9 protein-coding genes are annotated in these 9,188 nt (G+C 52.2%); all 9 read left to right on the forward strand.

Annotation, left to right across the window (positions count from 1 at the left end):
* The first annotated feature begins 5 nt into the window (after positions 1-5).
* Positions 6-1,136 carry a FecCD family ABC transporter permease gene (locus tag V5D86_RS08835; RefSeq protein WP_414596318.1) on the forward strand — a complete coding sequence of 377 codons (1,131 nt, stop codon included), beginning with the start codon at positions 6-8 and terminating at the stop codon, positions 1,134-1,136.
* Entirely contained in the window at positions 1,126-1,920 is a 795-nt protein-coding gene (locus tag V5D86_RS08840) for an ABC transporter ATP-binding protein (RefSeq protein WP_414596319.1), read from the forward strand. Before V5D86_RS08835 ends, V5D86_RS08840 begins: the two co-directional genes overlap by 11 nt.
* Before the next feature lie 839 nt (positions 1,921-2,759).
* Entirely contained in the window at positions 2,760-3,164 is a 405-nt protein-coding gene (locus tag V5D86_RS08845) for a hypothetical protein (protein ID WP_414596320.1), read from the forward strand.
* A 117-nt stretch (positions 3,165-3,281) separates the two neighbouring features.
* Positions 3,282-3,896 (forward strand): hypothetical protein, encoded by a 615-nt coding sequence (locus tag V5D86_RS08850; protein WP_414596321.1) that lies wholly within the window; start codon positions 3,282-3,284, stop codon positions 3,894-3,896.
* 14 nt (positions 3,897-3,910) lie between these two features.
* Positions 3,911-5,371 carry a leucine-rich repeat domain-containing protein gene (locus V5D86_RS08855; protein WP_414596322.1) on the forward strand — a complete coding sequence of 487 codons (1,461 nt, stop codon included), beginning with the start codon at positions 3,911-3,913 and terminating at the stop codon, positions 5,369-5,371.
* A 1,428-nt stretch (positions 5,372-6,799) separates the two neighbouring features.
* Positions 6,800-6,943 (forward strand): hypothetical protein, encoded by a 144-nt coding sequence (locus V5D86_RS08860; RefSeq protein WP_414596323.1) that lies wholly within the window; start codon positions 6,800-6,802, stop codon positions 6,941-6,943.
* Positions 6,940-7,176: a hypothetical protein gene (locus tag V5D86_RS08865; protein ID WP_414596324.1), complete on the forward strand. Its 237-nt coding sequence runs from the start codon at positions 6,940-6,942 to the stop codon at positions 7,174-7,176. The genes V5D86_RS08860 and V5D86_RS08865 overlap by 4 nt, the downstream gene beginning before the upstream one ends.
* 539 nt (positions 7,177-7,715) lie before the next feature.
* Complete coding sequence (locus tag V5D86_RS08870; RefSeq protein ID WP_414596325.1) at positions 7,716-8,222, forward strand: recombinase family protein; 507 nt, start codon at positions 7,716-7,718, stop codon at positions 8,220-8,222.
* A gap of 597 nt (positions 8,223-8,819) precedes the next feature.
* On the forward strand, positions 8,820-9,023 hold the full coding sequence (locus V5D86_RS08875; protein ID WP_414596326.1) for a hypothetical protein: 204 nt from the start codon (positions 8,820-8,822) through the stop codon (positions 9,021-9,023).
* The last annotated feature ends 165 nt before the right edge of the window (positions 9,024-9,188 follow it).

A 9,188-nucleotide genomic window follows, 5' to 3' on the forward strand; every position in this document is an offset into this window, starting at 1 on the left:
ATATGATGGATAAATCGAAGAAGAGCTGGCTTATGAGGGGCGCTCGTGGCCTCAAGAAGGACATGGAGTATTCGGAGGATGACGATATCAGCGAGATCGCCCGTAAGAAGAGGCGGTTCAAGGTCATAGTGGTGTTCGGAGTCCTCATGTCGGCAGTGGCGTTCCTCATCTCCATATCCATATCATCTGGAGGAATCATCCCCATCAGCGATGCGATATCTGCCCTGATATCATCGATCCAGAACGGAGGGCAGAACCTTGACCCCGTTGAGAACTACATCTATTATTCCAGGCTTCCCAGGACAATCGCGGCGATAGCTGTCGGTGCCGGTCTCGCCATTGCAGGATGCATGTTCCAGGCGATAATCAGGAATCCGTTGGTCGACCCATACATCACCGGAGTGTCATCCGGTGCCGGATGTCTCGCCATCGCTGTTTCTGCGGCAGGCATGTCCATCCCGTTCATAGCTGCAAATTCACTGTACATAATACCTGTCGCAGCCATCATCGGTGGACTCGTGGCATTCGCTATCACGATGGGCGTGGCCGAAGGTTCCGGAGGGTCCACGACTAATTACATACTGGCGGGTGTCATCGTCGGATTCGCATTCTCATCGGTACAGACGGTGTTCCTGACATTGGACAAGGGGAATCTGACGGATTCCATGTGGTGGCTCTACGGTTCGTTCAGCCAGATAACATGGGAGAACGCATGGCTGGTATTCGTGCCGGCCATGGGGATAGCATTGGTCGCATTGGTCTGGGCGAGGGAGTTCAACCTGTTCTCGATGGGAGAGGAGCAGGCGAAACAACTGGGACTCAATGTGAGGCTGTTCAAGAGGTCGATGATGATCATCGCTTCCGTCCTCACTGCAGTGTGCGTGGCATTCGTCGGGATCATCGGTTTCGTGGGACTCGTCGTACCTCATGCTTGCAGAATGGCTTTAGGTAGCGATCACAGGCTCATCATGCCCGCATCTGTCGCGCTCGGGGCGATGCTCATGCTGTTCTCGGACCTCATCGCAAGGACGGTGATGTCTCCCCTGGAGCTCCCCGTTGGAGCGATAACCGCGATGATCGGGACTCCGGTCTTCGCATACATGCTCATGAGGAGGGGGCGCGAATATGACGGATGATCTCCTTTCGATCGAGGGTCTCGGGATAGAGTTCGATGGATTCCATGCTCTGGATGGTGTGAGCCTATCCATCGGAAAGGGGAAGCTCGTAGGATTGATCGGACCCAATGGATGTGGAAAGTCCACCATGATGCGGTGCATCAGCAAGATATATACTCCGACCCGGGGAAGTGTGGAGGTGGATGGGCACAGCATAGCCGATCTGAAACCTGCCGAAGTGGCCAAATTGGTGGCAACGGTTCCGGCCGAGCTCGGTTCGACGTTCAGCATGTCGGTCATGGACATGGTCGTTCTCGGAAGGTACCCGTTCGTCGATCGTCTGTGGTGGGAGACCCCGGAGGACGAACGCATCACACGTGAAGCTCTAAGGACCTTCGGGTTGGACGGGATACGTAATCGTCAGCTGTCCCTCTGCTCATCGGGCGAACGTCAACGCGCATTGATCGCCAAGGCATATGTCCAGGAACCGAAACTGATGCTCGTGGATGAACCGACAGCCCATCTGGATATGAAGTATAAGCTACAGGTGATGGAATATCTCCGCAAGATGTCCTTGACTGACATGACCGTCCTTGTTGCGGAACACGACATATCTCTCATGGCACGCTACTGCGATACCTGCATCATAATGAAGGAGGGGAGGATCGTCACCATCGGGGATCCGAGGGAGGTCATCACAGAGGATCTGATCCGTGACGTCTATGAGGTCGATTCCCGTGTGGGACTGGATGCGGACGGCGAGATATACGTCCTACCAAAGAAGTACATCGAGGGATCCATCTGACACACATCGAAGTGTCGGAGGGCGGTCAATGTCTTCGTGACACCCATTCTGTGGAGGAGTCTTCGGCTTACTGTTACAGATGCGGACACTATTGGAACCTCCGTGGAGAGGCTATGCCCAAAAGATGTCCGCGCTGCAGGTCATCCCGTTGGGATGTTCCAGAGGAGAGACAGATCCGGTGCAGTTGCGGAATGACCTGGACCCTCACCGATTCCAAGCAATGCTGTCCGTCGTGTGGTAAAGGTGTGCGGGGCGTGCAGGTATTGACGAAGCTCCACTGCAACCGTTGCGAGTACGATTGGTTCCCTCGCTCCGCAACGATGCCTACACGTTGTCCTCTCTGCAGGTCGAAGCAGTGGAACGACCCGACCAGAAGGTTGACGTGTCACGCATGTGGGCATGTGTGGGTGGCTGGAAGTAACGATCCTGCCCGCTGTCCCAAATGCCGTTCCTCGAGATGGAATGTTCCCCAGAACAAGGTCCAATGCAAGGTATGCGGATACAAATGGGTCCTCAGATCGAATCGTACTTCCGATGATGTCAAGAAGTGTCCCAAATGTCACTCTCTCAAATGGAACGTCACTCCGAAGATCACACACTGCAACGAGTGCGGGCTCAGCTTCGTTTCCAGATTCGTAGGAAGCCAGAGCTGTCCCCGCTGCAATAGGAGGACCAATTTCAGTGATCACAGATGTAGTTTCTGCGGTAAGGAATGGACATCGCCAGATAGCATCTCTACGCCGTGTCCGCGTTGCACATGCGTTGCGGACCAGGTGTCGGAGAGCTTCGATATATGGTCGTCCGGCAACTCCGTACTCAGGTATGTCTATCGTGACAATATGGCTTTCATATATCTCTGGGTGGACGAGATCCCGGTCGCCACCCGTTACTTTCAGGATGTGTGTTCAGAGTTCGGATGCAATGCGACCGAGCTGGCTGAGAGGTTCTCAAACCCCTCCCGTTCGCCAATTTTCTCCAAGATCGCAGAGGACATGATGAATCACAGGAGCGATTATCTGAAGATTACGGATTATTTGATGAAGAGACTGGGACTGGATCCGGGTGATGCCAACATACTGGCGATCCATTTCACAGGGATGGGTCCGGAAGCCATCGCGTTGTGTTTCGGGATGGAGTATCAGGATGTGCGGCGTGCCTTTGACAGGATAATGGATGCCTATGTCGAGTCAGGTGTTGTCGTCGATGATTCTGTCTTTGTTGAGAACCCATTCGATTATTACTGATTCAGGGGGCGATATGTGGTTTTTGTTCTGTTCTCGAGCAATCATTTATTTGGAATATACATCCATTATTTTTCCATTTATATCCATATAAATCCACATAAACTACTTTATAGACAATTGGATGATTATTCCAGTGTGGTGGCCATGATCGCCAAAGCTTCGAACATCACAGACCCGTTCGGGAATATGGAAGGGGGAGGGGGAACACGGAAGCGGAGCGGTTCGACAAGGCGCAGGAGTGTCAAGGACTCCAAGGCGGCATGCACATGCCCGTATTGCGGCGGGCGTTTCTACACAAACCGTCTGAAAGGTCCAGACGATCAGAGTACAGGCATCCTCAAGCACTGCAACCAGTGCGGATACGACTGGGAGACGAGGACCGCCAATCCGATAAAGTGTCCCAAATGTAGTTCAAGGAGGTGGAGGGAACCTGCTTCCGAGTGTGTGTGCAACAAGTGCGGATACAGATGGCTCACAAAGAAGATCGATTCCCTTCCGGTCAGATGTCCAAACTGTCGTACCACCAAATGGCGTGAGTCAAAGGTTTGCAGAACGTTCATCAGCGACAAGTTCGTGGAGATCGATGATGACTATCGCGCAAAACGCATCTATGACGATTACAGGAGTGGTATGGGGTGCATAGAGCTGTGCATCCGCGAGAAGTTACCCCTATTCCTAGTAATGGATCTCGTACGGGAATTCGATGGTAGTAGGAAGCCGAGGCTCCGATGACCCGTCACCCCATAATGATTCTGATAATCATCTGCATCATTTTGCTGCCGGCTGTCGCGTCATGCGATGCATCAACGGATGGCTCCTCGGAGTACGAATCGTACGATGCGACATATGGCTATAGGACAAGCGGTTCCACTTCCGCCGATTACAGCTCGGAGTTGATATCTGTACGTTCTGATGCTGATATTCTCTACGTTCAGGCGGCCATAGAGGGGTATCCTCTGAGAATCATATCCGAGGGGGCGTTCGACGGTCTGGATGTGGACATTCTCGTTATTCCGGCGACGGTGGAGGTCATGAGCGCGAGCCCATTTCAGGGCACGTCGATCGAAGAGGTGGTGTTCCTCGGAGACCGTCCGCAAGGTCTGGAGGATCTCGGGGGCCACAGGGTTTCCGCGCTCGATGGTGCACGGGGGTGGAATGGAATCGACCTGCTGGATGTGAAGACTGTGGATTCCGGTAGTGGAAAGGTCTCCTTCACGGTGATCTCCGGAGAGGCGACAGTCCTCTCTCATGTTTCAGGGACAGAGGTCATGATCCCAGAACACGTGGAATGGGACGGTTCCAAGCATACGGTAACGCGCATAGGGGACAGGGCGTTCTATGGGGCCGACGTGACCTTGGTCTACATGCCCGATTCCATACGCGTAATAGGGGTGCGTGCATTCTATCTGTGTGACAAGATGGTCGACGCCAATATCCCTGGGTCCATCGAGGTTGTATGTGATGAGGCTTTCAGGGAGTGTGCAAAGCTTCAGAATGTGGATCTCCACGGGGTCCGTTTCCTTGGTTTCGAATCATTCCGTATGTGCTATTCTATGACTGAGGTCAGGGTACCGGATTCAACCACTGATGTGAGGGGCGGGGCATTCTATGTCTGCTCTTCCATAGAGTCTGTGTCTCTGGGCAGATCCGTGGATCTAATAGACGAGCGCGTCTTTGGATACACTTCCTCTTTGAACGAATTCTCATTCGATGGAACGGTAGCCGAGGTGAGGCAATCTGCATTCTACAGATCTGCGATTACCTCGATCGACCTGCCGGATGTCACGGACATAGGGGACATGGCATTCTATCAATGTGACAGATTGGAGTCTGTGACATTCGGAAGCGGACTGATATCGATAGGTGAAAGTTCGTTCAGCAAGTGTCTTCTATTGGAGGAGGTGTCATTCCCCCCAACTTTGGAGAATATCGGGAACATGTGCTTCTATGATTGCAGAAGCCTCGAAAAAGTGACATTCAATGGAGATATGCCGGAGTTCGGGTCAGATGTCTTCAGAGATACGGATGCATCGTTGTTTGCATTGGCATCTCATGCAGATTCATGGAAGGAGTATGAGGGGGATATCTCTTTTATTGATGAAGGCAAGGGCGAGAATCAGGGCAGTGAGATATATGGATTCCTGGTTGTGGTATTTATCGTGGTTTCCACGATGGCATACATCATGATCCGTAGAAGGCACGACTGATCCGATTCTGACAAGCATGTGATAATACGAGTATGGACTGGAGTCATCATACGTTACGTTTACAGCAGTGATGCCGGGGTCGATACCATGAGTCGGGATTCGTCACCTCTCAATCTGGATCGCATATGTAATCGACCTGGACGGTTTCTTTGTTCTAACTTCATCTTCATTGTTCCCCTGGTCTCGGAACGGTCGAGACCTCTTGTATATAAAATTTATACACTGTATACATACTGACCCGAAAAAGTCAGTTTTTCAGTCATTATGTCTACACTATAATCGCTAAATACGTGGACCATCTGATAACCGTCGCCAGGGTGAAGTCCGGTGCACAGGACTTCTATACCCGTGTGCCGGACTCCGTCCTGAGAATCCTTGGAGGTGATAAGCACGTCCGAAGATAGGAAGGACCAGAGTCTCTACTTGCAAACGGCGACCCTGGTCCTCAGCATCATTCGGCTGATCGTCGAACTGCTGAAGTAAAACCTTTTACAGCCGCCGTGAGGCGGCTGGTCAAACATCTCACGGTCGTCATGGGACGACCCTCGTGTTCACTTTTGGAATCCGTTTATCGTAATTTAAAGTATCGTGACGATACCGTTATGCCGATGCGATGAGGATGTCCGGAAGGTCCGAGTTCATCAGGTTCGCGACGATCTGCTTCATGAAGAGCATCAAGGAGGCGGAATGATGACCGTCATCCGGACCGATCCCTGTGGTCTTGCGGAATCGGGTATAAATACGGTCCGCGTGTATGGAATGTCCGAGGAAGGTATGACGGCTCCCGAGGGAGCCGGATTCCTTGAGGCGGATCAGACCCGATCATTCCTTACGGAATGTCGATGGTGACCGTGACCTCGTCGGTCTCGATCACCACACGGAAACCGTTGCCACGGCTCTCAATGCGGACCTCAACGATCCAAACACCTCCTACCGGGACGGTACCGAATCTGCCGGGAAAGTGAGACGTCACGACAGATTCGGACTTCCCGCCTACCGGCATTTCTGCGCAAATTGCGGATCGGACATAGATATATCGTGCAATCAGTGTGTTTCCTAATTCCTGGATCATGTGACTCGGTCATGTTGTTTCTTCAAACAGTCAGTGAAAAATGAAAGTCCATCTCCATAACTGAGTTGAGAATTGTAGAATCGCCCCAGGCCCGGCCACTGCATTGGACTTCTTAGGGGCCGGGGGTGTCGACTTCATGGTAGCCTTCGATCGTGGCTATCGTTCCGTCACCAGGATACTGAGCTATTGTCTCGCGAAGTTGGGCCTCAGAGGGATATCTCACAGTCAGCTGCACAAACGTGTAGGCAGGTTGCCGTCTTCCTCGGGCATGCGAGCACCACTGAGGCGAGGTACTACGCAAGGGTGAGCGAGAGCGGACGGAGAGGAGAACGAGGGTACGGAGAGGGAGCGATCCCATGAGGAATGCGAAGGTTGTGAAGGACGTGCACGTAGCGGAATGGACCGGCGAGATGATCGATTTTCTGTGGTCGGAAGTCGAAATCAAGGAGAAGCCCAACGCAAAAACTAGGAAATTGGCGAACGGGAGGGACGGTGCTTGATTCCCCCCAAAGCAGCCATTTTCATCCTCGAAGGGAAGGATGGAGAGTTTTCATCTCAGGGATTGGACATTGAGATCACGAGGGTCGCATCTGAAACACACATTGCGATTGAAACGAAATTCAACAGGATCTCAGGTGTCCTTCTCGAGGCATTTGTAGATGAACTCGGAGATCTGACAATGATCTTTCCAGAGTCTGACATCAGATTGCCTATTGTGGAGGCAAGTGCATGATGCTAGGTCTCTGTAAAGATTGTTCTCGGCGTGTGGTTTTCCGCACGCCAACCCTTTTGGATCCAGATGGTGGCGATATCCATCATCGTTGTACCTGGTCCAATAAGGAGATTCTCTGCTGTGAACAGAAGTGTTCGCACTTCGAGAGAGTAATTCGCGAGTGATGATCGTGTTCTCATCAACATCGGCAGCAAGGGCTACATCGGGTTCAATCCCCGAGCCGATGGAACATATAGCACACGCACACACGCACGCACACGCACACACCGTTGCTGTGAGTGGCCCCAATTCGGTCGTTGATATTTGAACGCTTTATAAAGTATACTCAATTTTGTGCAATCTGCCGCCTGGCATTTGCCCAACTTGAGCGTACTTCCCGACGCGCTCAGACGCCAACAGAAAACGTGGGGCGCTAGCTAGGGCTATGTCGGGGCGGACATGAAGCAACGCGGAATGTCTGGCCCCGACAGAAACAGGGGAAATGTGTGTGCGTGCGTGTGCGTGCGTGTGCTATATGTAGATGAGCGAGGAGGTTCAACATGAGCGGAATAATCGTTGCTCTCTACGCGAGAGTTTCAACAGAGGATCAGACAACGGATAATCAGATCATCCGCCTCCGCGAAGCTGCGAAGTCTCGTGGTTACATGATCTACGGAGAGTTCATCGACACTGCATCCGGTGCATGTGCATCCAGACCTCAACTCGACAGGATGATGATTCTGGCGAAACAAGGCAAGGTCCACAGGATCATGGCGACGAAGCTCGACAGGATGACCCGGTCAGTGATCAATCTGACTTCGATGATGCAGCTTCTGGAATCCTGGGGGGTGTCAGTTGAGTTTCTGGACCAACCGATTGATACATCCACCGCATCCGGCAGATTCACCACGACGATCCTAGCAGCCGTCGCAGAGTTCGAGAGAGAACTCATATCGGACAGGACCAAGGATGGGCAGGCTCGTGCTATCGCTCAGGGCAAGGTCATCGGTCGTCCGGGGAAATCGCTGTCTGACTATCAGCGTAAGAAGATCATCAGGATCAAGTAGGAGAATCCAGACATTTCCGACTCCGCATTGGCGAAACAGTTCGAGGGGATCTCGAGGACAACATTGATCAGGTTGGCGAGAGAGGAGGGGTTGATCTGATGGACCGCTCTGATGCAATCGAGAGGATTGTCTCACCTTCTGCCGGGTAGGTCTCTCTAGGTTTGCCGTCAGACTGGAAATCCAGGCAGAGCCTAGGGATTTCCCCGCTTTGGCATTTCTGCGCAACTTGCGGATCGGAAGTAAATCTATCGTCCGCAATCATGATTAACGGCACTGCGCATGGCGGTGCGAAAACTCATCATGGGTTGCCATCACTCATTATTATGGATTCGCAACTCCATCAACGTGGTGGCAACTCTCCCTTCTCGTATGCATCCTTTGTCCATTGGATGCATGCTTCGACACCGTGTGATCTGTTTGCAAAAACACGTCTCTCTATCATAGAATCAATCCAATCGATGAGTTCCTGGTCAACAGTTATTCCGAGACGGGGCTTATTCTGTGACATTCAATCAGATTCAATAGAATCAATGAATATAAATACTAGTCTAATACAATTACATTCAATCAGATTCAATCTGATTGGAGTTGCGAAACATGCAAGAAATCAACCATTCAGCGGACGCTGTAGACCTCGCCGTGGAGGTCCTTCAGCCGATATGGGACGCACCGACGGACGGGTTCGTGGCGGTGATGATCTGGATGCCGCAGAGGACATCCGCCGCACTGCTGGAACGCGTGGAAGCGGAGACTTCCGCCTTCGTCTCGAAGCTGCATGCCGCGAAGGACATGCCTCTCTGAGGGATCTCATAGGAGGATTCGCAATGGCTGCAAGGGACAGGATCCTGATAGACATCAGGACATGCGACCTCACTCTGTCGGAGGTCATGAGGCGGATGGCCCGCTATCAGTCGGAGATGCCCGGTCACGAGGTCTTCATGGACGGGGACCTCTACGCAATCGTCG

Source organism: Candidatus Methanoprimaticola sp. MG2 (assembly GCF_047501175.1).
Classification (GTDB): domain Archaea; phylum Thermoplasmatota; class Thermoplasmata; order Methanomassiliicoccales; family Methanomethylophilaceae; genus Methanoprimaticola.

What these genes read in the sequence shown, in the direction of transcription:
- V5D86_RS08835 (WP_414596318.1), top strand. Translation starts at nt 6, where the DNA reads ATGGATAAATCGAAGAAGAGCTGGCTTATGAGGGGCGCTCGTGGCCTC.
- V5D86_RS08840 (WP_414596319.1), top strand. Translation starts at nt 1,126, where the DNA reads ATGACGGATGATCTCCTTTCGATCGAGGGTCTCGGGATAGAGTTCGAT.
- V5D86_RS08845 (WP_414596320.1), top strand. Translation starts at nt 2,760, where the DNA reads ATGGCTTTCATATATCTCTGGGTGGACGAGATCCCGGTCGCCACCCGT.
- V5D86_RS08855 (WP_414596322.1), top strand. Translation starts at nt 3,911, where the DNA reads ATGATTCTGATAATCATCTGCATCATTTTGCTGCCGGCTGTCGCGTCA.
- V5D86_RS08860 (WP_414596323.1), top strand. Translation starts at nt 6,800, where the DNA reads ATGAGGAATGCGAAGGTTGTGAAGGACGTGCACGTAGCGGAATGGACC.
- V5D86_RS08870 (WP_414596325.1), top strand. Translation starts at nt 7,716, where the DNA reads ATGAGCGGAATAATCGTTGCTCTCTACGCGAGAGTTTCAACAGAGGAT.
- V5D86_RS08875 (WP_414596326.1), top strand. Translation starts at nt 8,820, where the DNA reads ATGCAAGAAATCAACCATTCAGCGGACGCTGTAGACCTCGCCGTGGAG.